Raw genomic sequence first — 23,276 nt, forward strand, 5'->3', positions numbered from 1 at the left:
GCGCGCAGCTTGCATAGTAACCGCAGCCGGTCAGCGCCCCAAAAGACGATCATCACGACGTCGTGAGCAGGGTGGTCGGGGTGGCGGGATTTGAACCCACGGCCTTCCGCTCCCAAAGCGGACGCGCTACCAAGCTGCGCCACACCCCGTCTGGTGCGACACGTAGGGTACATGCCCTGGCCGGTCACGTCGGCCGCATTCTCCGAGGCGGTACGCACGGAGGGCTCCGGCGTGGGGGCGCGAGGGATCGCGTGCGGCGCGCGCGGGGCTTCCGGGATCAACTCGTTGGCCTCGGCGGCGGGCGACCCGCTACGATGCCTCCAGTGCCGAGGTCACCGACCTGCGGCGCACTGTTGCGGGCGTAGCTCAATGGTAGAGCCCTAGTCTTCCAAACTAGCTACGCGGGTTCGATTCCCGTCGCCCGCTCCGATCGGTCGCCATGACCAGCCCAGGGGCTCGGTTCCGCTTCGGCGGGGCCGGGCCCCTGGCGTGTTCAGAGGCCCGGCCGGGCCGGCTGCAGCGCTGGTGGGGAAGTCGGCGCCGGGACCGTCGCCACGCCCGGCGATCGCGGTGACGGGCGGGGCCGCCAGGTGCGGCAGGCGCCGCGGCCGTCGCGACGGCGGCGGGCCGCCACCGGTGCCGGTGCCGTCGTACCGCCTCCGCGGGGGGGGCGGGATCGGTCTCCGCCGCGGGTCCCGGTTCGCGAGCCGGACCCCGCGCAGGACGTACAGGAGCTCGTCGAGGGGGCCTCGGGTCGACGCCCCGAGTCACCGTCTCCCAGGCGCTCACGCCGTCGAGGGGGCCGCACCGGGCGGCCGCACGCAGGTGAACCGCTCGGGGGACATGAAGGGCGGGGTGCTCCCCCGCTCGCGGCTTCGCTCGAGCGGGCGGTACCGCCGTCCCGGATGGTCTGGGTACGGCCTCGGCGGCCATGACGTCGGCCGGTTTCAGGCCCCGTGGGCACTTCTGCGCGCTGCAGGTCGCCCAGGGCGTCGGCGAGGCCGGTGGCGGCTTCACGCAGCCGGTCCGGGGGCAGCGGGACGTGGTGGCGACGGGGGCCCGGGTCCCCCGGCTCGGGCGAAGCCGAGAGCCGAGAGCCGAGAGCCGAGGGGGGGTGCCGGCATCCTCGCCGGGGCTGTCGAGGGCGGCCATCCAGGGGCGCGGGGCGTCGGCGTCCGCGCCACCACGGGGCTGTGAAGGTGCCGCCGGCCCGGCTCCGCCACGGGGGCCGCCAAAGCGCCGCAGGCCCGGCGTGCGGCGGTGGCCTTCGCCCGTTCCGGCTCCGGTCGCCGGCTCGCGGTCGAGGGCGTCCACGGCCGGTGCGCCGACGACGACCAGGCCCGCATCCGGGTCAGACGCGTCCTCGATGCGGTAGCCGCCGATCGCCGCCCGGTCCGGGGCGCGCGGTGCCATCGCCGTACTCCCCCGTTGTGTGGAGTTGCTCGACTCTGAAGTTGTTCAGCGCGTCCCGGCTCGGGCCCGCCCCGGTCAGAACCTGATCGAGTTGATCGAGTCCGCTATCGAGTTCAGGAAGCGGTCGATGGACGGGGCCATGCCGGTCGAGGCGAGGAAGAAACCGAAGAGGACCGCGACGATCGCGGGGCCCGCCTTGATGTTCCCCCCTCTCAGGAGCACTACAAGGATGATCGCCAACAGCAGCACCACAGACAGTGAAATAGCCACAACTGATCACACCCTCGGTCGGTCCGCTCTCCCGGCCCGGAGGTACGGCCCGCGCACCCCCGCCAGAACCATCGTGCCACCAACACTGCCGCCTCATGCGACCCGTGACACAACGTCGGACACCGAACCGGGCGCGGGCGACCCGCCGCTCGGGAATTCGGCAGCCTCCCGCACGTGACTCCCCCGAGAATTAAGCGACTTCGTTTCTCTCTGCACACATCTCGTGCGCACCTGATTCGAATTGATGGTGAATTGATGGCGCAGAGGTGCAATATGCCCCATTTAGTCGGGAAGAATCTGGACATCCGGGGTGAACTGACGACCCGTGGTGGGATATCAGCGGCTATCCAAAGGTGTTAACCAGGAATGATTGCCGGGGTTTTACGAAATCCCGCAGACGACGCTAGGGTGCCTGAGATGTTTGACGCCGCCTCGTCCCCCGGCCAGAACCGCAGGCCGCTCCCCCCGGCACAGTCGCCGGCGGGCGCAGTGCCCGGTCCGCGTACCCCGTCGAGCGCCCGGAAGGGGCCGGCGAAGGCGGACAGATCCGGCGAACAGCGCGACGGCCGGCAGCGCGACGCGTTCTTCGACAACGCCAAGTACCTGGCGATCGTGCTCGTGGCGGTGGGGCACTCATGGGAGCCGTTGAAGAGCGACAGCCGCGTCCTCCAGGGCGTGTACGACGTCGTGTACACCTTCCACATGCCGGCCTTCGTCCTCATCTCGGGCTACTTCTCCCGCAACTTCGACCTGAGCCCGGTCCGGCTCAAGCGGCTGATCACCGGCGTCGCCGTGCCGTACGTCGTCTTCGAGACGGCCTACTCGCTCTTCGAGCGCTACTTCAACCACAACCCCGGTCAGGACATCAGCCTCGTCTACCCCTTCTACCTGACCTGGTTCCTGTGCGCGCTGTTCGTCTGGCGGCTGACCACGCCGATCTGGAAGCTGGTGCGGTGGCCGGTGCCGCTCGCCCTCGTCGTCGCCATGCTGGCGACCGTCGCCTCGCACATCGGTGACGTCCTGAACATGCAGCGCCTCCTGCAGTTCCTGCCGTACTTCGTGCTCGGCGTGTCCCTGAAACCCGAGCACTTCCGGCTGGTGCGCCGCCGCTCGGTGCGGATCCTGTCGGTGCCGGTGTTCGCGACCGCGCTGCTCGTCGGCTGGTGGGCGGCGCCACGGATGAACGCCGCGTGGTTCTACCGCCGTGACTCGGCGCCGGGGCTGGGCGCGCCCTGGTGGACCGGTCCGGTCATGACGCTGGCGATGTTCGGCTGCGCGGTGCTGCTGACCGCCTGCTTCCTGTCCTGGGTACCGGGCCGGAACACCTGGTTCACGGCGATCGGCTCGGGCACGCTCTACGGCTACCTGCTGCACGGCTTCCTGAGGAAGGCCGGCGAGTACAACGGCTGGTTCGACCACGCCTGGCTGCACACCCCGCTCGGCGAGATCTTCGTGACCGTCCTCGCGGCCACCGTGGTCACCGTGCTGTGCACCAAGCCCGTGCAGCGCGTCTTCCGGTTCGCGATGGAGCCGAAGATGGAGTGGGCGTTCAAGCAGGACCCGGTCGAACTCGCCCGGGAACGGCAGCGGAAGGAACACGAGCGCGAGAAGGTCAGCGCGTAGGGCCCGGCTCCGGCAGACCGAGGAGGGCGCGCATCCGGGCGTACTTGGCGGTCAGCCGTCCCCGGGTCGGCTCGGCCAGGACCGCCAGCCGCGCCGGGTCGGCGTTGTGCGCCAGGTCGGCCTCCTTCACCAGCCGCGCGCCGTCCGTGGCGAGGATCCGCCGCGCGTACGCCTCCGGCTCCTCCCCGGGCCGCTTGGTGAGGGCGTCCACGATGGCCTTGGTGCGGGCGCTCAGGGCCGCCTGTTCGAGCCACTGACGGGTGAGCGCGTCGTCCTCGACGGCGTCGTGCAGCCAGGCCGCCGCTATCTGTTCCGCGTCCCCGCCCCGGGCACGCACACCGGCGGCGACGGCGGCGAGATGTTCGGCGTACGGCCGTCCCGCCTTGTCGGTCCGGCCCTCGTGGGCGGTGCGGGCGACGGCCTCGACCTCGGCGAGCGTGAGCTGTGTCATCGGCCCAGTGTGCCGTGCCGCCGAGAACGCCGGGAGTGCCGGGTGAGCGGGGCAACGAGCCGCCGGCCTGGCGAGCCGGCTGGTCCACAGCGAGTCGACGGCTGAGCGGGTCAGCCGATCAGCGGCGCCGGCCGGCGGCAGATCAGGAGCAGCGCCCGGTCGTCGTTGACGTCCTTCGCGACCGCCTCGATGAGGTGCCAGGCGGCGCCGTGGAAGCCGCCGGCGACATAGCGGTCGGCCTCGCCGGTGAGCCGGTCGATGCCCTCGACGATGTCGCGGTCGGAGGTTTCCACCAAACCGTCCGTGAACAGCATCAACACGTCACCGGGGCGCAGCGAGCCCTTCACGGGGTCGAACTGGGCGCCGTCGTACACACCGAGGAGCGGGCCCTCGGCCGTCTTCTCCTCCCAGCGTCCGCTGCCCGCGCTCAGCTGCAGCCCCGGCGGGTGCCCGGCGGAGTACAGCTCGTAGTCGCCGGAGTCGAGGTCCAGGACGAGGTGGATGGAGGTGGCGAAGCCCTCGTCCCAGTCCTGGCGGAGGAGGTAGCCGTTCGCGGCGGGCATGAAGGCGTGCGGGGGAAGGGAGCCCAGGAGGCCCCCGAAGGCCCCCGACAGCAGCAGGGCGCGCGATCCGGCGTCCATGCCCTTGCCGGACACGTCCGTGAGCACGGCCTCCAGCGTGCGGCCGCCGTTCGTGCGGGCCGCGACGACGAAGTCCCCGGAGAAGGACTGACCGCCGGCCGGCCGCAGCGCCATCTCGTGGTGCCAGCCCTGCGGCAGCTTCGGCAGCTTGCTCTGCACCCGGATCCGCTCGCGCAGGTCGAACAGCATGGTGCCGCCGCGCCGCCACGGCACGCCGACCCTGCTGCGGAACTGGGCCGTGAGCAGGCCGAAGAATCCGCACGCGGCCACCACCAGCACCACACCGGGAGTGACCCGCGAGGGCCCCTCGGTGTACGGCCCGAGCCGCACCGACTCCACGATCAGCGCGGTGGCCGCCGCCGCGTACAGGCCGAGCAGGCTCGCCGGGCGCAGCAGCAGGCCGCCGGCGATGATCGGCAGCACCAGGGTGGCCGGGGAACACCACACCGAGTCGCCCAGGGTCATGCCCATGAGGACGGGGATGGTGAGCAGCAGTCCGGCGAACGCGATCCAGTCGGAGCCGTCGCCGCGGAAGTAGTCCACGGCGCTTCTGCGCAGGCCGGTGCGGGCCCGGTGCCACTGCATCTTCAACCGGGCCGTGAACGTCTCGGCCTTCGCGCGCCGCTCTCGTCCTGCTGCCATTAGTTCGGGACCCTATCCATCGGACCGGCTGCTTGGCACGGGAGGTCCCACTTGTCCCCCGTGCGGGGCTCGACTTCGCGCTTCGTCGTCGGTTCGTCCTCACAGTGAACGGCACGCGAGGCCGTCGCGCCGCCGTCCGGGAGAAATTCGCTGGCTCGTCCCGCAAGGCCCTGGTACGCATGGCGCATGGGGACTGACCGGGAAACCGAGTTGAGGGTGCTGCGCGAGTCCGACTGGGACCGGTGGTACGACGTCCTGTACCGCGCCTTCGGTGCCCAGGCGGTACCGTCCGAGGAACGCGAACTGGACAAGTCCCTCACCGAGTTCGACCGTTCCCTGGCCGCATGGGACGGGGACCGGATCGTCGGTACGACGGGGGCGTTCAGCTTCCGGATGACCGTGCCGGGCGGGGCCGCGGTCCCGGCGGCCGGGGTGGCCACGGTGAGCGTGGCGGCCACCCACCGGCGGCGCGGGGTGCTGACCTCGATGATGCGCCGGCAGCTGGAGGACGTACGGGCGCTGGGCGAGCCGCTCGCGGTACTCACCGCGTCCGAGCCCGCGATCTACGGCCGCTTCGGGTACGGCGCCGCCACCTTCCGTACGGCAGCCGAGATCGACACGAGCCGGGTGACGCTGTCCCTGCCGCCCGGCGTGGAGCACGTACGGCTGCGCTACTCGGCGCCCGCCGACGTCCTGGACGCCTGCGAGGCGGTCTACGCGGCGCTGGTGCCGCTGCGGCCCGGGATGCTGGCCCGGCGGCCCGGCTGGGCGCGGGCCGGTCTCCTCGACCCCGAGAGCCGGCGGGGCGGGGCGTCGGCGCTGCAGTGCGTGGTGGCCGAACGGGACGGCGAGGTGACGGGGTACGTCCGCTTCAGCACCAAGATCGGCTGGGGCGAGAGCGGGCACGACGGCACGGTGCGCCTGAAGGACCTGGCCGCGCTCGATCCCGTCACCGAGGCGGCGCTGTGGCGGTTCCTGTTCGGCATCGACCTGATGACGACGCTGTCGGTGGGCTCCCGCCCGGTCGACGACGCCTGGCGGTACCTGGTCTCGGACACCCGCCGCTGCCGGCCGCGTCTGAAGGACGACGCGTACGTCCGTCTCGTCGACGTCGGTACGGCGCTGTCGGCGCGCACGTATGTGGCGCCGGTCGATGTCGTGCTGGAGGTGGAGGACGCCTTCTGCCCGTGGAACGCGGGGCGTTGGCGGCTGACGGGCGACGCCAAGGGCGCGTCCTGCGAGCGTACGTCCGACACCGCCGACCTCTCCCTGTCCGTGCGGGAGCTGGGCGCGTCCTATCTCGGCGGCGTGACGCTGCTGTCGCTCGCGGCCGCCGGGCGGGTGCGGGAGCTGCGGCCGGGGGCGCTGACGGAGGCGTCGGTGGCGTTCGGCTCACCGGTGGCCCCGTGGCTGCCGCACGGCTTCTAGAGACGCCGCCCCTGCAACGACGTACGGCACGGTGAAGGACGCCTTCACCGGGCCGTACGTCGTTGTGGTCGAGGAGGAGGCCGGTCAGCCCACGGACACCTTGTCGGCCGGGGCCTCGACGGCGGGGGCCGGGCGGCCCGCCGTGACCTTCTGCTTCACCAGGGCGATGATCACCACGATTGCCGCGACCGCCACCGACAGCAGCACGGTCGTACGGCCGCTGCTCGCGCCCTTGGTGTCGGTCAGCATGTAGCCGAGGACGCCGATGATGAAGAAGGCCGTCGCCCAGGTCAGGTACGGGTACAGCCACATCCTCACGACGAGCTTCTCCGGCGCCTCCCGCTGGATGATCCTGCGCATCCGCAGCTGCGAGAAGCAGATGACCAGCCACACGAACAGGGCGACCGCGCCACTGGAGTTGACCAGGAAGAGGAAGACGGTGTCCGGGTAGGCGTAGTTGAAGAAGACCGCCACGAAACCGAAGACGACCGAGGCCAGGATCGCCGCCATCGGCACACCGCGCGAGGTGGTGCGGGCGAACGCCTTCGGGGCGTCACCGCGCTGGCCGAGCGAGAAAGCCATGCGGGAGGCCGTGTACAGGCCGGAGTTGAGGCAGGACAGCACCGAGGTCAGGATGATGACGTTCATGATCTGACCGGCGTTGGGGATGCCGAGCGAGTTCAGCGCGGCTACGTAGGAGCCCTGTTCGGCGATGGACGGGTCGTTCCACGGCAGCAGCGAGACCACGACCAGGATCGAGCCCAGGTAGAACACGCCGATACGCCAGATGATGCTGTTGGTGGACTTGGTGACCGCGCGCTGCGGGTCCTCCGACTCGCCGGCCGCGAGCGTCGCGATCTCGCTGCCCATGAAGGAGAAGACGACCAGCAGCACACCGGTGAGGATGGTGCCGGGACCGTGCGGCAGGAAGCCGCCGTGGTTCGTCAGGTTGCCGAAGGACGCCTTGTCGGCGTGCACCCCCGGCAGCACGCCGAAGATGGCCAGCAGGCCGACGGCGATGAACGCGCCGATCGCCACGACCTTGATGCCGGCGAACCAGAACTCGAACTCGCCGTAGGAGCCGACGGAGACCAGGTTGGTCGCGGTCAGCACGGTCATCACGATGAGGGCCCAGCCCCACTGCGGCACGCCCGGGACCCAGCCCGAGAGGATCTTGGCGCCGGCGGTGGCCTCGACGGCCAGCACGACGACCCAGAAGAACCAGTAGAGCCAGCCGATGGAGAACCCGGCCCAGCGGCCGAGGGCACGGTCGGCGTGCGCGGAGAAGGAGCCGGAGGTGGGGTTGGCGGCGGACATCTCGCCGAGCATCCGCATCACGAGGACGACGAGGGTGCCGACGAGCGCGTACGAAAGGAGGATGCCCGGTCCCGCGGTAGCGATACCGGAGCTGGAACCGACGAAGAGGCCGGCTCCGATGACACCACCGATCGCGATCATCGTCAGGTGGCGGTTCTTGAGTCCTGCTTGAAGGCCCGAACCAGGGGTCATGGACGGATTTCCTTTACGCCAGGCGGAGCATGTCGTACGAGCGGTGTACGAGTCGGTCCAGTGAATCCGAGGCGAACGGATTCGGGAACCTCTGAATCCGTATCGTTACTTGAGGTTCTCTTGAGGTTCTATGGTCCGGCTCACATTTTGGAAAGCCTGGCGGGGTGTTCCTCGACACCCGGCGGGGGGCCGCCACCCGAGGCTGCTGCCCACCATGGGGCGTGTCACACTCATGGCATGCGCGTGTATCTCGGCTCCGACCATGCTGGCTACGAACTCAAGAACCACCTCGTCGAGTGGCTCAAGGCGGCGGGTCACGAGCCCGTCGACTGCGGGCCGCACATCTACGACGCCCAGGACGACTACCCGCCCTTCTGCCTCCGGGCGGCCGAGCGTACGGCGGCGGACGCCGACGCCCTCGGCATCGTGATCGGCGGCTCCGGCAACGGGGAGCAGATCGCCGCGAACAAGGTGAAGGGCGTGCGGGCGGCGCTGGCCTGGAGCGAGGAGACGGCGGCGCTCGGCCGGCAGCACAACAACGCCAACGTGGTGGCGGTGGGTGCACGCATGCACAGCACGGAGGAGGCGACGAAGTTCGTCGAGGTCTTCCTCAACACGCCGTTCTCCGATGACGAGCGTCACATCCGGCGGATCGACATGCTGTCGGCGTACGAGACGACGGGCGACCTCCCGCCGATCCCGGCCCACCACCCGCAGAGCTAGGGCCCCCTGGGGGCTCCGCCCCCGGACCCCCATGTGCCCGCCTGGGCCAGTCGGCCGTCGGCCCGCCGAGCCGGGTGGGCGGAAGGAAGGAAAGGACACCCCGCCTTGCCGGAAGGGCACACCATTCATCGGCTGGCCCAGGACTGTGCCGAGCGGTTCCTCGAGAGCGCCCCGCGTGTCACCAGCCCCCAGGGCAAGTTCTCCGACGCCGCGGCCCTGCTGGACCGGGCCGAACTGACGGCCACCGAAGCCCACGGCAAGCACCTCTTCCTCCGCTTCCGGGACAGCGACTGGGTCCACATCCACCTCGGCTTGTTCGGCAAGGTCACCTTCGGCGGGGCCCCCGCACCCCCGCCGACCGACACCGTCCGGCTCCGGCTCGCGAACGACACGGCGTACGTCGACCTCCGTGGCCCCACCACCTGCGCGCTGATCACCGACGGAGAGAAGCGGGCCGTGCACGACCGCCTCGGTCCCGACCCGCTCCGCGAGGACGCCGACCCGGACGCGGCGTACCGCAGGATCTCCCGCAGCCGTACGACGATCGCGGCGCTCCTGATGGACCAGAAGATCGTCGCCGGCGTCGGCAACGTCTACCGTGCCGAGGTCCTGTTCCGGCACGGCGTCGACCCGTACCGGGCGGGCAAGGACATCACCCCGGCCGAGTGGGACGCCCTCTGGGCGGACCTCGTGGAGCTGATGCACGAAGGGGTGCGGAACAACAGGATCGACACGGTGCGGTCCGAGCACACCCCGGAGGCCATGGGCCGGCCGCCCCGCGTGGACGACCACGGCGGCGAGGTCTACGTCTACCGCCGCGCCACCCTGCCCTGCCACGTCTGCGGCGACGAGGTCCGCACCGCCGGCCTCGCCAACCGCAACCTCTTCTGGTGCCCCACCTGCCAGAAACCGTGAAAAGTGCGCGGGCTGCTCGTCACGTCCGGGCGGCGCGCCCGCCCTGCCGGCGCCGGACACGGTGCCGTAGCGCGAAGGGCCGTTCCTGGTGCGGCTGCTGACGGTCGGGGAGGCGGGCGCGGGCGCGGGCCGTGCTCGACGCGGCGTTCACGCTGCCGGCCGCGGACATCCTCGGACGGTCCCTCAACTTCGCCTCCGCAGACGCGAAAGAGGCTCGCCCGGGTCAAGGAGGTCTACGACCGGGCGAACCTCTTCCGCAGCGACCACGGCGTCAGTGCACAGGCGCTAGCGCTTGTTCGCGAACTTCCAGGCGGTGGGCAGCGCGCCCATCGCCAGGGCGGCCTTGAGGGCGTCGCCGATCAGGAAGGGGGTGAGTCCGAGCGCGACGGCCTGGGAGAGGGACAGGTGGCCGGCGACGGCCAGGTAGGGCACGCCGACGGCGTAGATGACCGCCTCGCCGAGGAGCATCGTGCCGGCCATGCGCAGCGGCGAGCGGTCGGCGCCGCGCCGGGCCAGGGCGCCGACGGCCGCCGAGGCGAGGAGCATGCCGAGGATGTAGCCGAAGGAGACCGAGGCCGCGCCGGAGGAGCCGTCCGCGAACCACGGCACGCCCGCGACACCGGCGAGCGCGTACAGGGCGAGGGAGAGGAAGCCGCGGCGGGCGCCGAGCGCGGTGCCGACGAGCAGCGCGGCGAAGGTCTGGCCGGTCACCGGCACCGGGGTGCCGGGCACCGGGATCGCCACCTGGGCCGCGAGGCCGGTGAGCACGGCGCCGCCTACGACGAGGGCCGCGTCACGGACGCGGGACGCAGGCAGCAGGTCGGCGAGGACTGCGCCGGGACGAGCGGTGGCGGTGGCGGTGCTCATGGGGACTCCGCGGGTGAGTGGGCAGGTGGGAACACCGTGACGCTATACCGCGCCGCTCGCGCCGATCACCGTCTCCGGTCGACAAAGGCTGGAGCAGCACGTTGGTGGGCTTCACACAAATGGTGTGCGCTACACCGGATTCGACGTGATACCGGTCACTGAGGTGGAGTGGCCTGCGGTACTTCACCATCTGACGGCTCCTCTGTAGGGTCCCGCCAAAGCCCCGCGGGGGACCGTCTCGCCCGTCGGTCGCCGTCTGGGCAGCGCGGGGGCGTTTTGCTAGCTTCGACCGCATGGTTGCCCAGGCCCGGTACTTCACCTCGCGTCGCTATGTCGACCTGCGACGTCAGGGCACGGCCACCTGTCGCCGCCCGGGGTAGGGGCGGACCGCCGGGCACGCCTCTGTTTCGAACCCTTCGAACTCCGAGACGTGTCGGCCCCGTTTCCTTCAGGACGGTTCCCCATGCCCCGTACCGCGGTATCCACCCTCGGCTCGCCCGTTCCGCGTGCCGCCGACAGTGACCGGCGGCGCACCAGCGCCAGTGTCGTGCTGCGGTCCGTGCTGGAGCACGGGCCGGTGGCGCGCAGCACCGTCGCCCGGCTGACCGGGCTGTCGCCCGCGTCGGTCACCGAGCACTGCGCCCGGCTCACCGAGCTCGGCCTGATCCGCGAGTCCGCCGCGCCCCGCCGCTCGAACGGGGTCGGCCGGCCGCATGTCCCCGTCGACCTGGACGACACGGGCTTCCTGGTCGGCGGGGTGCATGTGGCCGTGCCGTACACGACGGTCGCGCTGCTGGATCTGCGCGGCCGACTGGTGGCCCGGCGCGAGCTGAAGCACGAACGGACCGATCCGGGCCGGGTGCTGGCGCGGGCCGCCGAGGGCCTCGCGGGGCTGCTCGCCGGGGTGCCGGGCCGCCGGCCGCTTGGAGTCGGGGTGGCCGTCGGCGGCTGGGTGGACCGGGAGACGGGCACCGTGGTCGAGCACGAACTGCTGGGCTGGCGCGAGGTGCCGGTGCGGGAGCTGCTCGGCGCCCGCACCGGCCTGCCGGTCCAAGTCGACGGGCACGCACGGGCGTTGGTGCACGGGGAGCGGCTGTTCGGGCGGGCCCGGGGCAGCCGGAGCGTGCTGCATCTGTTCGTGGGCAATGTGGTCGACGCGGCCTTCGCCACCAACGACGAGGTGCACCACGGCCCGCGTTCGGCGGCCGGGGCGATCGCACACCTGCCGGTACCGGGCGGCACCGAGCCCTGCCCGTGCGGCCGTACCGGCTGCCTGCAGGTCGAGCTGAGCGAGCGGACGTTGTGCCGGCGGGCCCGCGCAGCCGGAGTGATCGACTCGGGCAATCCGATGCATGTGGTGACCGCGGCGGCGGCCGGGAACGCGATGGCGCGGCGGCTGCTCGTCGAGCGGGCCCGGACGACCGGACGGGCGGCCGGGCTGCTGCTGGACGTGCTCAATCCGGAGACGGTCGTGGTGACCGAGGTGGGGATCATCCACTTCGAGGACTGCCTCGGCGCACTGCGGGAAGCGGTCGGAGAAAGCCGTGCGGCGGCCGTGCTGCCGACGAGTTTCCCGGATTCCGTGCTGGCGGTGGCGGGTGCTTCGGTGGCTCTCGATGTGCTGTTCCGGGATCCACTGGGCCTGTCACCTGAGGGTATTTAATTCAGAAACTCCGAATGTTGACAGGATCAGTGGAAGACAGGAACATCCTGGTCATGAGCCTGCTTACCAGCTGTCGCACCCTTTGTTGCTGACACATTGCCGCGCGTGAAGCGCGCGTTTCCGGCTCCTTGCGCTCTTTTTTCTCCGGCTTCTCGCTCCGGAATTCCGTCTGCCTTCCCCCTCCTTTCCTCCGGGGAGTACTCCCATGCACCGTCGTGTCTTTCTCACCTCCCTGCTGGGCGCGTCCGCCGCCGTGGCGGGCCTCAGCGGCTGCGCCAAGGGCGACGCGTCCGCCGACACCAGTGGCGCGGCCACCAAGCCGCTCGCCGACAAGGTCCCGGCCGGCACCAGCCTGCGGATCGCCTCGTACCAGAACGTCCAGCAGCTGCAGTTCCGGCTGGCGAAACTCCCCAAGCTGCCGTTCACGGTGTCGAGTTGGGTGAACATCGGCGCCGGTCCGGATGTCATCAACGCCTTCCGCGCGGGGTCCCTGGACCTGTCCAACAACGCCGGTGTCCCGCCGATCCAGGCGCACTACCAGGGCTTCGACGCCAAGATCGTGGCGATCGACCTCACCCGCAAGCCCAACTACGTCTTCGCCACCAAGCCCGGCAGCGACATCCACACCGTCGACGACGTCAAGGGCAAGCGGCTCGCGTTCTCGCAGGGCCAGGCGCAGGGTGTCGTCCTGCTGCGGGCGCTGAAGCAGGCGGGCCTGAAATACGACGACGTGAAGCTGGTCCCGCTGACCAGCAACCAGTTCCTGACGGCCCTGCAGTCCGGACAGGTCGACGTGGCCCCGCTCGCCAACAGCCAGGCGCCCGCCTATCTGAAGCAGTACGAGTCCAAGGGCGCGCGCACCATCCCCACCGACGTCGTCGACCTGCTCAACCTGCTGTGGGCCCCGCAGTCCGTGCTCAACGACCCGGCGAAGGCCGCCGCGATCGCCGCCTACATCCCGCAGTGGGCGCAGGGCCAGGTGTGGCAGTACGAGCACCCGGACGTGTGGAACGAGGAGTTCTACGTCAAGACGCAGAACCTGACCCTGGAGCAGGCGCGGGGCATCAGCAGGATCGCCAACAAGCCACTTTTTCCGCCCAGTTGGTCCGAGGCGATCAAGTGGGAGCAGGAGACGGCCGATCTGCTCGCCGAGGGCGGGTTCGTGAAGAAGTTCGACGTCACCTCGCTCTTCGACCACCGCTTCGAGTCGATCGCCGCCAAGGCCGTACCCGAGGAGTACCGGAAATGACCACCGTGACCACGACGACGAACGCCGTCGCGGCGGCGGCGGAGGCCGGGGAACTCCCCCAGGTCCGCAGGCGGAGGCGGCTCTCCCCCGGCCGCCGGCTGCCCGCCGCCCGCCTGACCGGCCCGTTGGTGGTGCTCGCCCTGTGGGCGGCGGCCTCGGCCGCCGGAGCCCTCGACCCCGGCGCGGTCCCCGCACCCTGGACGGTGCTGCGGACCGCCGGTCATCTGTGGACCGACGGCACCCTGACCACCGACATCCTGACCTCCCTGAAGCGGGCCGGGTACGGCTTCGCGATCGGGCTCGCCGCGGGTGTGCTGCTCGCGCTCGCCGCCGGGCTGAGCCGGACCGGGGAGGCGCTGATCGACGGGACCGTGCAGCTCAACCGGGCGATCCCGACGCTCGGCCTGATCCCGCTGTTCATCCTCTGGCTGGGCATCGGCGAGACCTTCAAGGTCGCCGTCATCGCGATCGTCGTCTACATCCCGATCTACCTGAACACGCATGCCGCACTGGCCGGCATCGACAGCCGGTACGTCGAACTCGCCGAGGTGCAGGGCCTGTCCCGGCTCACCTTCATCCGCCAGGTGGTGGTCCCCGGCGCACTGCCCGGATTCTTCGTGGGGCTCCGGCTCGGTGTGACGGGCTCCTGGCTGGGCCTGGTGGTGCTGGAGCAGATCAACGCCACCAGCGGCCTCGGCTACATGATGTTCCAGGCGCAGAACTACGGCCAGACCGACGTGATCCTGGTCGGTCTGCTGATCTACGGCGTCTTCGGCCTGGTCTCCGACAGCGCGGTCCGTCTCGTCGAACGGAGGGTGCTGTCATGGCGCCGCACACTGGGCAACTGACCCGCCCCGCCGTCCGGATCCAGGGCCTGACCCGGTCGTTCGACGACCGTACGGTCCTCGACGGCATCGACCTCGACCTGCCCGCCGGCCAGTTCACGGCCCTGCTCGGGCACAGCGGCTCGGGCAAGTCCACGCTGCTGCGGGCGGTGGCCGGACTCGACCACGGGGTCGCCGGCAGCGGGCGGCTCAGCGCCCCCGAGCGGGTCTCGGTCGTCTTCCAGGACTCCCGGCTGCTGCCCTGGCGCCGGGTGCTGGACAACGTCCTGCTCGGCACCGACGGCAAGGACGCCGAGGAGCGCGGCCGGGCCGCCCTCGCCGAGGTGGGGCTGAAGGGCCGCGAGCGGGCCTGGCCGGGCGAGCTGTCCGGCGGCGAGGCGCAGCGGGCCGCGCTCGCCCGCTCCCTGGTCCGCGAGCCCGAACTCCTGCTGGCCGACGAGCCGTTCGGCGCACTGGACGCGCTCACCCGGATCAAGATGCACAACCTGCTGCGCGACCTGTGGCAGCGCCACCGCCCGTCCGTGCTGCTGGTCACCCATGACGTGGACGAGGCGATCGTGCTCGCCGACCGCGTCCTCGTCCTGGACCAGGGCCGCATCGCCCTCGATCTGGCCATCGACCACCCCCACCCGCGCACCTACCGCGAGCCGGTGCTGGGCGAGTACCGGTCACGACTGCTGACCGCGCTGGGCGTCACGGAACACACCAGGTGACCGTCGGCCGTCGTGACCGTCTGCCAGGGGCTGCCGCCCCGGACCCCACTTCGGCCTGAGCAGCCCCCGCCTCGAACGCCGGACGGGCTGGATTCAGCCGACCAGCGCCCAGAAGGACCCCCGCACCTGTCCGTAGCGAAGGACACCCATGACCCGGCAACTCCACCTCAACGCATTCCTCATGAACACCGGCCACCACGAGGCCTCCTGGCGGCTTCCGGAGAGCGATCCGTACGCGCACGTCGACCTTCAGCACTATGTCCGGCTCGCCCGGATCGCCGAGCGCGGCACATTCGACTCCCTCTTCCTCGCCGACGGCCCCCAGCTGTGGGGCAACCTCGCCCAGCGCCCGGCCGGCGCCCTGGAACCGCTCACCCTGCTGACGGCGCTGGCGACGGCCACCGAGCACATCGGGCTGATCGCCACCGCGTCCACGTCCTACAACTCCCCGTACAACCTGGCCCGCAAGTTCGCCTCGCTGGACATCATCAGCGGCGGGCGGGCCGGCTGGAACATCGTCACCACGGCCGGCGCCGAGGCCGCCCGGAACTTCGGGCTCGATGCCGAGCCCGCGCACGCCGAGCGGTACGCCCGCGCCGCCGAGTTCCTCGATGTGGCGCTGAAGCTGTGGGACAGCTGGGAGGACGACGCGATCGTCGCCGACAAGGCGGCCGGCGTCTGGGGCGACGACAGCAAGATCCATCCGCCCCGGCACCAGGGCACGTACTTCAGCGTGGCCGGTGCCCTCAACGTGCCCCGCACCCCCCAGGGCTACCCGCTCCTGGTGCAGGCGGGGTCCAGCGAGGACGGCAAGGCCTTCGCCGCCCGGTACGCGGAGGCCGTCTTCACCGCCCAGCAGACCCTCACCGACGCCCAGGCCTTCTACGCCGACCTCAAGTCCCGCACCTCACGGGCGGGAAGGGACCCCGAGCACATCAGGGTGCTGCCCGGGATCGTGCCCGTCCTCGGCTCGACGGAGGCGGAGGCGCGGGCGGCGGAGCAGCTCCTGGAGGACCACATCGTGTACGACCACGGGGTGGACCGGCTGGAGAGCCTGCTGCAACTCCCGCAGGGCACCCTCGAGTTGGACGCCCCGCTGCCCGCCGGCCTGCCGCCCGAGTCCGCCGTCGAAGGGGCCAAGAGCCGCTACACGCTCGTGGTCGAGCTGGCCCGGCGCGAGAAGCTCACCGTCCGGCAGCTGATCGGCCGGCTCGGCGGCGGGCGCGGCCACCTCACCTTCGCCGGGACGCCCGAGCAGGTCGCCGACCAGATCGAGACCTGGTTCACCCAGGGCGCCGCCGACGGCTTCAACATCATGCCCGCCGTGCTGCCCTCCGGCCTGGACGCCTTCGTCGAGCACGTCGTACCGCTCCTGCGCGCCCGCGGCCTGTTCCGCCACGAGTACGGCCCCCACCGGACCCTGCGGGAGCGCTACGGCCTTCCCCGCCCCGCCAACCAGCACACCGCAGCCCTCGTCTGACCCCACCTGAAAGGACCCGCACATGTCCATCGAGATCGCCAAGGTCACCGCACGCACCGGCGCCCGCGTCCTCGGCGTCGACATCACCAGCCCGCTCGCGCCGGAGGAGGTCGGCGCGATCCGCGAGGCCCTCAACGTCCACAAGGCGCTCGTCTTCGACGCGGGCACCCTGGACGACGCGGGCCAGCAGGCCTTCGCCCGCCACTTCGGCGATCTGACCACCGCGCACCCGACGGTCGGCGCGGTCGACGGCGCCCCGAACGTGCTGCCCGTGGACAGCGAGCGGGGCCGGGCCAACCACTGGCACACGGACGTGACCTTCGTGCTCAACCCGCCGCAGGCCAGCACCCTGCGCTCGATCACCGTCCCGCCGTACGGCGGCGAGACCCTGATCGCCAACGCGGCCGCCGCCTACCGGGACCTGCCCGAGCCGCTGCGCCACCTCGCCGACACCCTGTGGGCCGAGCACACCAACGACTACGACTACGCCGTACCGGACGAGGAGATCGACGAGGAGAAGGCCGCCCAGCGCGCCCAGTTCACCTCGATCAAGTACCGCACCGCGCACCCGGTGGTCCGGGTGCATCCGCTGACCGGGGAGCGCGGGCTGTTCATCGGCGGCTTCGCGCAGCGGATCGTCGGCCTGTCCGCCGGCGAGTCCCGCAAGATCCTGGACCTGTTCCAGGCGTACGTCACCCGCCCGGAGAACATCCTGCGCCACCGCTGGGCGGAGAACGAGCTGGTGCTCTTCGACAACCGGATCACCCAGCACTACGCCGTCGACAACTACGACGGACGGCCGCGCCGCCTGCACCGGGTGACCGTCGCCGGTGACGTCCCGGTCGGCATCGAGGGCAAGGAGAGCCACTCGATCGAGGGCGACGCCTCGCACTACACGCCGGTGCTCGCGGCGGCGTAACCGGACTCTCACCCTCCGTGCAGAGGGTGTCCGGATACTGGGCGGCCCCTCCGTGTGAGCGGACGGGCCGCCCAGACTGACGGGGTTTTTGCCCGCCCATTGCCTTGCCCGGGAGAGCCGCGCACATGCCCAGCAGCACGACCACCGAGACACCGCCACAGCAACAGGACGGTGCCTCCCTCTCCCACGGCCTCAAGCAGCGCCACCTGTCGATGATCGCCCTGGGCGGTGTGATCGGCGCGGGTCTGTTCGTCGGCTCCGGCGCGGGCATCGCCGCCGCCGGTCCGTCCATCGTCATCGCCTACACGCTCTCCGGCCTGCTGGTGATGCTGGTGATGCGGATGCTGGGCGAGATGTCCGCCGCCCACCCCTCCTCCGGCTCCTTCTCCGCGCACGCCGAGCGGGCGATCGGCCCCTGGGCGGGCTTCGCCGCCGGCTGGTCCTTCTGGGTGCTGCTGTGCACGGCCGTCGGCCTGGAGGGCATCGGCGCCGCGAACATCGTCCAGGGCTGGCTGCCCGGCACCCCGCAGTGGATGTGGGTGGCCCTGTTCATGGTGGTGTTCTGCGGCGCCAACCTGGCCGCCGTGAAGAACTTCGGCGAGTTCGAGTTCTGGTTCGCCGCGCTGAAGGTCGGCGCGATCAGCCTGTTCCTGGTCCTCGGCGTGCTGGCCATCGCCGGTGTGCTCCCCGGCACACACTCCCCCGGCGCCTCGAACCTCAGCGACTTCATGCCGCACGGCAACCAGGGCCTCCTCGTCGGCCTGCTCGCCTCCGTCTTCGCCTACGGCGGTCTGGAGACGGTCACCATCGCGGCCGCCGAGTCCGAGAACCCGGTCAGGGGCGTGGCGTCCGCCGTCCGCACGGCCATGTGGCGGATCGCGCTGTTCTACATCGGCTCGATGGCGGTCGTCGTCACCCTGGTCCCGTGGAACTCCAAGGAGGTCGTGGAGAAGGGTCCGTACGTCGCCGCGCTCGACCACCTCGGCATCCCCGGCGCGGGCCGGCTGATGGAGGTGGTCGTCCTGGTCGCCCTGCTGTCCGCGATGAACGCGAACATCTACGGCTCCTCGCGCATCGCCTACTCGCTGGTCGAGCGCGGCCAGGGCCCGAAGGCGCTGGTCAAGCTGTCCGGCGGGGTCCCGCGGATCGCGGTCCTCACCTCCTGCTTCTTCGGTTTCGTCTGCGTGCTGCTGAGCTACTGGCGCCCGAACGACGTCTTTCCGTGGCTGCTGAACATGATCGGCGCGGTCATCCTGGTCGTCTGGATCTTCATCGCCGTCTCGCAGCTGCTGCTGCGCCGCCGTATCGAGCGCGAGGCCCCCGGGCGGCTGGTCGTGCGCATGTGGGCGTTCCCGTGGCTGACCTGGGTGGCGCTGGCCGGCATGGTCGCGATCTTCGCGCTGATGGCCCGCGAGCCGGACACCCGCGTCCAGCTCTTCTCGACCGGCGGCATGACCCTGTTCCTGGCGGTCGTGGGCTACCTCTGGCAGCGGGCCCGCGCCAGGCGCTGAGTCGGGCACCGGCGAAGGCCCCCACGTGCGACACGTGGGGGCCTTTCTGTCGCCCGTCACTCTTGTTGCTAGCGTGTAGTTGCAAGTAAGTTGCAATAAGGTACGGAGGGGATCTCCCATGCCCGTCTACTCGCTGCCCGACCTGCCCTACGACTACTCCGCGCTCGCCCCCGTGATCAGCCCGGAGATCATCGAACTGCACCACGACAAGCACCACGCGGCCTATGTGAAGGGCGCCAACGACACGCTGGAGCAGCTCGCCGAGGCGCGGGACGAGGAGGCGTGGGGATCCGTCAACGGGCTGGAGAAGAACCTGGCCTTCCACCTCTCCGGCCACATCCTGCACAGCATCTACTGGCAGAACATGACCGGCCCGAAGGACGGCGGCGGCGAGCCGCTCGCGGCCGACGGCGTGGGCGAGCTGGCGGAGGCCGTCAAAGAATCCTTCGACTCCTTCGCCGCCTTCAAGGCCCAGCTCTCCAAGGCCGCGGCCACCACCCAGGGCTCCGGCTGGGGCGTGCTGGCGTACGAGCCGCTGAGCGGGCGGCTGATCGTGGAGCAGGTCTACGACCATCAGGGCAACGTCGGCCAGGGCTCCACCCCGATCCTGGTCTTCGACGCCTGGGAGCACGCCTTCTACCTCCAGTACCGGAACCAGAAGGCGGACTTCGTCGAGGCCATGTGGCAGGTCGTCGACTGGCAGGACGTGGCCCGCCGCCACCAGGCCGCCAAGTCCCGTGCCGACGTGCTCCTGATGGCTCCCTGAGAGCCCGTCGCCCGTCCTGCCTCGTGATCGTCTTCTCACCCTTCACGACGGCAGGCGAATGAAGGAGGACCCCCGCGTGGACCTGACTCGCGGGGGTCCTCCCCCTGTTCCTGCCCGCAGGGCACGTCGAGCTTGTTGCGCAACCGCAGGAAGAGACGGCGGTATGCGGCGAGCGGGCCTACAGGTTGCTGAAGTCGGGCCCCTGAGTCCGGGTCCGCTTGATCTCGTAGAAGCCCGGTACCGAGGCCACGGCGAGCGTGCCGTCCCACAGGCGGGCCGCCTCCTCGCCCTTCGGGGCGGGGGTGACGACCGGGCCGAAGAAGGCGATCTGCTCGCCGTCGGGGCCGGGCACCGCGATGACCGGGGTGCCGACGTCCTGGCCGACCTTCTCGATGCCCTCCTTGTGGGAGGCGCGCAGCTCGGCGTCGTACTCGAAGTCCTGCTGCTCGGCGTGGTCGATGAGGTCGGCGGGCAGGCCGACGTCCGCGAGGGCGCCGGCGACCGCCTCCAGGGTCGGGCCCTCGCCGTTGTTGTGGATGCGGGTGCCGAGCGCGGTGTACAGGGGGCCGAGGATGTCGTCGCCGTGCTTCTGCCAGGCCGCGGTGACCACCCGGACCGGCTGCCAGGCCTTGGTGGCGAGCATCTCCCGGTACTCCTCGGGCAGCTCGTCCAGCCTGTTCTCGTTGAGGACGGCGAGGCTCATGATGTGCCAGCGGACCTCGATGTCGCGGACCTTCTCCACTTCCAGCACCCAGCGGGACGTCATCCAGGCCCACGGGCACAGCGGGTCGAACCAGAAGTCGACGGGGGTCTTGCCGGACTCGGACATGGCTCTCCTCAGCGCAAAGACACTTTTCAACCCCCAACGACGTGCTCGCGACCCGCATTCCCTGCTGACCCCTGTCAGGGGCACATGGCAGGATCGGTCCTGTTCAGCCTCATCCACGCGATCACAAGGGAGTGCCGTCCGTGCCCGGTGAGAATCTGTCCCGTGACGAGGCCCGGGAGCGGGCCGCCCTGCTGTCCGTCGACGGGTACGAGGTGTCCCTGGACCTCAGGTCCGCCGTAGGCGACGAAGAGGGCGAGCCGCGCACGTTCCGCTCGGTGACCACGATCCGCTTCCGCTGCAACGAGCCGGGCGCGTCCAGCTTCGCCGACCTGGTCGCGCCGAGCGTGACCTCGGTGTCGCTCAACGGCCGGGACCTGGACCCGGGTCAGGTCTTCGACGGCTCGCGGATCGCGCTGGAGGACCTGGCGGCGGAGAACGAGCTGGTGGTGGACGCGCAGTGCGCCTACTCCCGCACCGGCGAGGGCATGCACCGCTTCGTCGACCCCGAGGACGGCGAGGTCTACCTCTACACCCAGTACGAGCCCGCCGACTCCCGCCGCGTCTTCGCCAACTTCGAGCAGCCGGACCTCAAGGCGCCGTACCGCTTCGAGGTGCGGGCGCCGGAGGGCTGGACGGTGTGGAGCAACGGCGCGGGCGAACGGGCCGATGGCGTCTGGCGGTTCGCGGAGACCAAGCCGATCTCGACGTACATCACGTGCGTGGTGGCGGGGCCGTACCACTATGTGACGGATTCCTACGAGCGGGTGTTCGAGGACGGTACCAAGCTGGAGATCCCGCTCGGCGCGATGTGCCGCAAGGGTCTCGCCCCGCACTTCGACGCCGACGACGTCTTCCTGGTCACCAAGCAGGGCCTGGACTTCTTCCACGACCACTTCGACTACCCGTACCCGTTCGGGAAGTACGACCAGGCGTTCGTGCCCGAGTACAACCTGGGCGCGATGGAGAACCCGGGCCTGGTGACCTTCCGCGAGGAGTACATCTTCCGCGGCAAGGTGACACAGGCGTCGTACGAGGCGCGGGCCAACGTGATCCTGCACGAGATGGCGCACATGTGGTTCGGCGACCTGGTGACCATGGAGTGGTGGGACGACCTGTGGCTGAAGGAGTCCTTCGCGGACTTCATGGGCACGTTCGCGAACGTCGGCGCGACCCGCTTCAAGGACGCCTGGATCACCTTCGCCAACCGCCGCAAGGCCTGGGCGTACCGGGCGGACCAGCTGCCGTCCACGCATCCGATCACGGCGGACATCCGTGACCTGGAGGACGCCAAGCTGAACTTCGACGGCATCACCTACGCCAAGGGTGCCTCGGTGCTCAAGCAGCTGGTGGCGTACGTCGGCCAGGACGCGTTCCTGGAGGGGGCCCGCCGCTACTTCAAGCGTCACGCGTACGGCAACACCCGTCTCGGCGACCTGCTGTCGGCGCTGGGCGAGACCAGCGGCCGGGACATGTCGGCGTGGGCGCGTTCGTGGCTGCAGACGGCCGGGGTCAACTCGCTGACGCCGCAGGTGCTGCTGGACGCGCAGGGCAGGGTGGCCGAGCTGGCGGTGGTGCAGGAGGCGCCGGAGTCGCATCCCGAGGAACGCCCGCACCGCATCGCGGTGGGCCTGTACCGGCGTACGCCCGAGGGCGCGCTGGAGCGGTACGCGCGCGTGGAGACGGACGCGCACGAGCCGCGCACGGTCGTCGCGGACCTGGCGGGCGCCGAGGCCCCGGACCTGGTCCTGGTCAACGACGACGACCTGACGTACTGCAAGATCCGCTTCGACGACACCTCGCTGACGAACCTCAAGGAGCACCTGGGCGCGCTGACCGACCCGCTGGCCCGGGCGCTGTGCTGGTCGGCGCTGTGGAACATGACCCGGGACGCGCTGCTGCCGGCGCGGGACTTCGTCGGTCTGGTGCTGCGCTTCGCGGGCCGCGAGTCCGACATCGGCGTGCTGCAGATGCTGCACGCGTGGGCGAACTCGGCACTGGTGCACTATGCGGCGCCCGAGTGGCGGCGGACCGGCGGTGAGCTGCTGGCGCAGGGCGCGCTGCGGGAGCTGGAGGCGGCCGAGCCCGGCAGCGAGCACCAGCTGGCGTGGGCCCGGTTCTTCGCGACGGTGGCGTCCGGCGAGACGGACCTCGCCCTGCTCAAGCGCCTGCTGGACGGCGCGGAGACCATCGACGGCCTGGAGGTGGACCAGGAGCTGCGCTGGGCGTTCCTGGAACCGCTGGCGGCGCACGGCGTGGCCGACGAGTCGGTCCTCGCGGCCGAACTGGCCCGCGACGACACGGCGTCCGGCAAGCGCCACCAGGTCCGCTGCCTTGCCGCCCGCCCGTCGGCGGCGGTCAAGGCGCAGGCGTGGGCGCAGGTGGTGGAGTCCGACGCGCTGTCGAACGCGCTGGTGGAGGCGACCATCGCGGGCTTCGGCCAGCCCTCGCAGCGGGAGCTGACGGCGCCGTACGCGGAGAAGTACTTCACCGTGATCGAGCGGGTGTGGCGGGAGCGGTCGATCCAGATCGGCATGGACGTCGTACGGGGCCTGTTCCCGGCGCTGCAGGACCGGCCGGAGACGCTCGAGGCGACGGACGCGTGGCTTCAGGCGCACCGGGACGCGGCGCCGGCGCTGCGCCGGCTGGTGCTGGAGGCGCGGGACGACCTGGCGCGGGCGCTGCGCGCACAGGAGTGCGACGTGACGGCCGCCAACGACTGACCTTTGGCCTGAGCTTGGGCCGCCGGTGACCGTTACGGAATTCGGTCAATCGGAACCGTAACCCCTGGTCCGCACCCGATCGGACCAGGGGTTTCCCGT

20 protein-coding genes and 2 tRNA genes are annotated in these 23,276 nt (G+C 70.8%); 14 read left to right on the forward strand and 8 right to left on the reverse strand.

Features of this window, described 5'->3' with window-relative positions; all coding sequences use genetic code 11:
• Nucleotides 1–72: 72 nt before the first annotated feature.
• A tRNA-Pro gene (locus ACWGJ5_RS30405) sits at nt 73–149 on the reverse strand.
• Nucleotides 150–355: 206 nt separating this feature from the next.
• Here ACWGJ5_RS30405 and ACWGJ5_RS30410 point away from each other — a divergent pair.
• Nucleotides 356–426 (forward strand) — tRNA-Gly (locus ACWGJ5_RS30410).
• Between the two features lie 1,062 nt (nt 427–1,488).
• On the opposite strand, the gene ACWGJ5_RS30415 is transcribed toward ACWGJ5_RS30410, so the two are convergent.
• Nucleotides 1,489–1,683 (reverse strand): hypothetical protein, encoded by a 195-nt coding sequence (locus ACWGJ5_RS30415; protein WP_453312841.1) that lies wholly within the window; start codon nt 1,681–1,683, stop codon nt 1,489–1,491.
• A 417-nt stretch (nt 1,684–2,100) separates the two neighbouring features.
• On the opposite strand from ACWGJ5_RS30415, the gene ACWGJ5_RS30420 reads away from it, so the two are divergent.
• Nucleotides 2,101–3,306, forward strand: a complete 1,206-nt coding sequence (locus tag ACWGJ5_RS30420) for an acyltransferase family protein (RefSeq protein WP_453312842.1) — start codon at nt 2,101–2,103, stop codon at nt 3,304–3,306.
• On the opposite strand, the gene ACWGJ5_RS30425 is transcribed toward ACWGJ5_RS30420, so the two are convergent.
• Nucleotides 3,296–3,757: an HD domain-containing protein gene (locus ACWGJ5_RS30425; protein ID WP_453312843.1), complete on the reverse strand. Its 462-nt coding sequence runs from the start codon at nt 3,755–3,757 to the stop codon at nt 3,296–3,298. The genes ACWGJ5_RS30420 and ACWGJ5_RS30425 overlap by 11 nt on opposite strands.
• A 110-nt stretch (nt 3,758–3,867) precedes the next feature.
• Nucleotides 3,868–5,040: a PP2C family protein-serine/threonine phosphatase gene (locus ACWGJ5_RS30430; RefSeq protein ID WP_453312844.1), complete on the reverse strand. Its 1,173-nt coding sequence runs from the start codon at nt 5,038–5,040 to the stop codon at nt 3,868–3,870.
• A 186-nt stretch (nt 5,041–5,226) separates the two neighbouring features.
• Here ACWGJ5_RS30430 and ACWGJ5_RS30435 point away from each other — a divergent pair, with 186 nt between their 5' ends.
• Nucleotides 5,227–6,468, forward strand: a complete 1,242-nt coding sequence (locus tag ACWGJ5_RS30435; RefSeq protein WP_453312845.1) for a GNAT family N-acetyltransferase — start codon at nt 5,227–5,229, stop codon at nt 6,466–6,468.
• An 84-nt stretch (nt 6,469–6,552) separates the two neighbouring features.
• Here the strand turns inward: ACWGJ5_RS30435 and ACWGJ5_RS30440 are convergent, their stop codons facing one another.
• Complete coding sequence (locus ACWGJ5_RS30440) at nt 6,553–7,977, reverse strand: amino acid permease (protein ID WP_453312846.1); 1,425 nt, start codon at nt 7,975–7,977, stop codon at nt 6,553–6,555.
• Nucleotides 7,978–8,214: 237 nt separating this feature from the next.
• Here ACWGJ5_RS30440 and ACWGJ5_RS30445 point away from each other — a divergent pair, with 237 nt between their 5' ends.
• Together ACWGJ5_RS30445 and ACWGJ5_RS30450 are read left to right on the forward strand one after the other, a co-directional pair.
• Complete coding sequence (locus ACWGJ5_RS30445; protein ID WP_453312847.1) at nt 8,215–8,700, forward strand: ribose-5-phosphate isomerase; 486 nt, start codon at nt 8,215–8,217, stop codon at nt 8,698–8,700.
• A 105-nt stretch (nt 8,701–8,805) separates the two neighbouring features.
• Nucleotides 8,806–9,615: an Fpg/Nei family DNA glycosylase gene (locus ACWGJ5_RS30450; protein WP_453312848.1), complete on the forward strand. Its 810-nt coding sequence runs from the start codon at nt 8,806–8,808 to the stop codon at nt 9,613–9,615.
• 19 nt (nt 9,616–9,634) lie between these two features.
• Here the strand turns inward: ACWGJ5_RS30450 and ACWGJ5_RS30455 are convergent, their stop codons facing one another.
• Both ACWGJ5_RS30455 and ACWGJ5_RS30460 read right to left on the reverse strand, forming a co-directional pair.
• On the reverse strand, nt 9,635–9,784 hold the full coding sequence (locus tag ACWGJ5_RS30455; protein ID WP_453312849.1) for a hypothetical protein: 150 nt from the start codon (nt 9,782–9,784) through the stop codon (nt 9,635–9,637).
• A gap of 116 nt (nt 9,785–9,900) precedes the next feature.
• Nucleotides 9,901–10,482: a biotin transporter BioY gene (locus ACWGJ5_RS30460; protein WP_453312850.1), complete on the reverse strand. Its 582-nt coding sequence runs from the start codon at nt 10,480–10,482 to the stop codon at nt 9,901–9,903.
• 463 nt (nt 10,483–10,945) lie between these two features.
• Here ACWGJ5_RS30460 and ACWGJ5_RS30465 point away from each other — a divergent pair, with 463 nt between their 5' ends.
• The 8 genes from ACWGJ5_RS30465 (at nt 10,946) to ACWGJ5_RS30500 (ending at nt 19,628) form a co-directional block, all read left to right on the forward strand.
• Nucleotides 10,946–12,145 carry an ROK family protein gene (locus ACWGJ5_RS30465; protein WP_453312851.1) on the forward strand — a complete coding sequence of 400 codons (1,200 nt, stop codon included), beginning with the start codon at nt 10,946–10,948 and terminating at the stop codon, nt 12,143–12,145.
• Between the two features lie 205 nt (nt 12,146–12,350).
• The gene (locus ACWGJ5_RS30470) at nt 12,351–13,394 is read left to right on the forward strand and encodes an ABC transporter substrate-binding protein (protein WP_453312852.1); all 1,044 of its coding nucleotides are present in this window, start codon (nt 12,351–12,353) and stop codon (nt 13,392–13,394) included.
• Nucleotides 13,391–14,242, forward strand: coding sequence for an ABC transporter permease (locus ACWGJ5_RS30475; protein WP_453312853.1), 852 nt, complete (start codon nt 13,391–13,393; stop codon nt 14,240–14,242). The genes ACWGJ5_RS30470 and ACWGJ5_RS30475 overlap by 4 nt, the downstream gene beginning before the upstream one ends.
• The gene (locus tag ACWGJ5_RS30480; protein WP_453312854.1) at nt 14,218–14,952 is read left to right on the forward strand and encodes an ABC transporter ATP-binding protein; all 735 of its coding nucleotides are present in this window, start codon (nt 14,218–14,220) and stop codon (nt 14,950–14,952) included. The genes ACWGJ5_RS30475 and ACWGJ5_RS30480 overlap by 25 nt, the downstream gene beginning before the upstream one ends.
• A gap of 148 nt (nt 14,953–15,100) precedes the next feature.
• Entirely contained in the window at nt 15,101–16,432 is a 1,332-nt protein-coding gene (locus ACWGJ5_RS30485) for an LLM class flavin-dependent oxidoreductase (RefSeq protein ID WP_453312855.1), read from the forward strand.
• A gap of 22 nt (nt 16,433–16,454) precedes the next feature.
• Nucleotides 16,455–17,351 (forward strand): TauD/TfdA dioxygenase family protein, encoded by an 897-nt coding sequence (locus ACWGJ5_RS30490; RefSeq protein WP_453312856.1) that lies wholly within the window; start codon nt 16,455–16,457, stop codon nt 17,349–17,351.
• Between the two features lie 125 nt (nt 17,352–17,476).
• The gene (locus ACWGJ5_RS30495; RefSeq protein ID WP_453312857.1) at nt 17,477–18,862 is read left to right on the forward strand and encodes an amino acid permease; all 1,386 of its coding nucleotides are present in this window, start codon (nt 17,477–17,479) and stop codon (nt 18,860–18,862) included.
• A gap of 118 nt (nt 18,863–18,980) precedes the next feature.
• Entirely contained in the window at nt 18,981–19,628 is a 648-nt protein-coding gene (locus tag ACWGJ5_RS30500) for a superoxide dismutase (RefSeq protein WP_453312858.1), read from the forward strand.
• A 178-nt stretch (nt 19,629–19,806) separates the two neighbouring features.
• Here the strand turns inward: ACWGJ5_RS30500 and ACWGJ5_RS30505 are convergent, their stop codons facing one another.
• Nucleotides 19,807–20,457 carry a mycothiol-dependent nitroreductase Rv2466c family protein gene (locus ACWGJ5_RS30505; protein ID WP_453312859.1) on the reverse strand — a complete coding sequence of 217 codons (651 nt, stop codon included), beginning with the start codon at nt 20,455–20,457 and terminating at the stop codon, nt 19,807–19,809.
• Between the two features lie 140 nt (nt 20,458–20,597).
• On the opposite strand from ACWGJ5_RS30505, the gene pepN reads away from it, so the two are divergent.
• The gene (gene pepN / locus ACWGJ5_RS30510; protein ID WP_453312860.1) at nt 20,598–23,177 is read left to right on the forward strand and encodes an aminopeptidase N; all 2,580 of its coding nucleotides are present in this window, start codon (nt 20,598–20,600) and stop codon (nt 23,175–23,177) included.
• Nucleotides 23,178–23,276: the final 99 nt, after the last annotated feature.

The sequence above is a fragment of the Streptomyces sp. NPDC054783 genome (assembly GCF_053611725.1).

Bases quoted from the DNA above. Each gene is read 5' to 3' on its own strand.
- ACWGJ5_RS30420 (WP_453312842.1), top strand. From the start codon at position 2,101: ATGTTTGACGCCGCCTCGTCCCCCGGCCAGAACCGCAGGCCGCTCCCC.
- ACWGJ5_RS30425 (WP_453312843.1), bottom strand. From the start codon at position 3,757: ATGACACAGCTCACGCTCGCCGAGGTCGAGGCCGTCGCCCGCACCGCC.
- ACWGJ5_RS30430 (WP_453312844.1), bottom strand. From the start codon at position 5,040: ATGGCAGCAGGACGAGAGCGGCGCGCGAAGGCCGAGACGTTCACGGCC.
- ACWGJ5_RS30435 (WP_453312845.1), top strand. From the start codon at position 5,227: ATGGGGACTGACCGGGAAACCGAGTTGAGGGTGCTGCGCGAGTCCGAC.
- ACWGJ5_RS30440 (WP_453312846.1), bottom strand. From the start codon at position 7,977: ATGACCCCTGGTTCGGGCCTTCAAGCAGGACTCAAGAACCGCCACCTG.
- ACWGJ5_RS30445 (WP_453312847.1), top strand. From the start codon at position 8,215: ATGCGCGTGTATCTCGGCTCCGACCATGCTGGCTACGAACTCAAGAAC.
- ACWGJ5_RS30455 (WP_453312849.1), bottom strand. From the start codon at position 9,784: ATGTCCGCGGCCGGCAGCGTGAACGCCGCGTCGAGCACGGCCCGCGCC.
- ACWGJ5_RS30460 (WP_453312850.1), bottom strand. From the start codon at position 10,482: ATGAGCACCGCCACCGCCACCGCTCGTCCCGGCGCAGTCCTCGCCGAC.
- ACWGJ5_RS30465 (WP_453312851.1), top strand. From the start codon at position 10,946: ATGCCCCGTACCGCGGTATCCACCCTCGGCTCGCCCGTTCCGCGTGCC.
- ACWGJ5_RS30470 (WP_453312852.1), top strand. From the start codon at position 12,351: ATGCACCGTCGTGTCTTTCTCACCTCCCTGCTGGGCGCGTCCGCCGCC.
- ACWGJ5_RS30475 (WP_453312853.1), top strand. From the start codon at position 13,391: ATGACCACCGTGACCACGACGACGAACGCCGTCGCGGCGGCGGCGGAG.
- ACWGJ5_RS30480 (WP_453312854.1), top strand. From the start codon at position 14,218: ATGGCGCCGCACACTGGGCAACTGACCCGCCCCGCCGTCCGGATCCAG.
- ACWGJ5_RS30485 (WP_453312855.1), top strand. From the start codon at position 15,101: ATGACCCGGCAACTCCACCTCAACGCATTCCTCATGAACACCGGCCAC.
- ACWGJ5_RS30490 (WP_453312856.1), top strand. From the start codon at position 16,455: ATGTCCATCGAGATCGCCAAGGTCACCGCACGCACCGGCGCCCGCGTC.
- ACWGJ5_RS30495 (WP_453312857.1), top strand. From the start codon at position 17,477: ATGCCCAGCAGCACGACCACCGAGACACCGCCACAGCAACAGGACGGT.
- ACWGJ5_RS30500 (WP_453312858.1), top strand. From the start codon at position 18,981: ATGCCCGTCTACTCGCTGCCCGACCTGCCCTACGACTACTCCGCGCTC.
- ACWGJ5_RS30505 (WP_453312859.1), bottom strand. From the start codon at position 20,457: ATGTCCGAGTCCGGCAAGACCCCCGTCGACTTCTGGTTCGACCCGCTG.